We start from the raw sequence: 229 nt of genomic DNA on the forward strand, positions 1-229 counted from the left end.
CGGCCGTGCTGTCCGAGAGGGGCGCGACCCCGGTCCCGCCGAAGCCGTCCGCGGACGCGGAGCCGGCCGCTGACAGGCCACCGCCCGAGGCCCCGGCGCTCACACCGCCGCCGAGACCCAGCTCGGAGAGCGGCACGTCCCGGGAGACGGTGCCGCCACCGCCGGTGCCGCCGAGGTCACCGAGGTCACCGAGGTTGCCGAGGTTGCCGAGGTTGCCGAGGTTGCCGAG

Annotated in this window: 1 pseudogene; it reads right to left on the minus strand. The window is 77.3% G+C overall.

The features are described 5' to 3' along the window. Positions 1 to 229 (minus strand): annotated as a pseudogene (locus HO151_RS05905) (hypothetical protein); the annotation flags it as partial.

The sequence above is a fragment of the Streptomyces sp. 8P21H-1 genome (genome assembly GCF_013302945.1).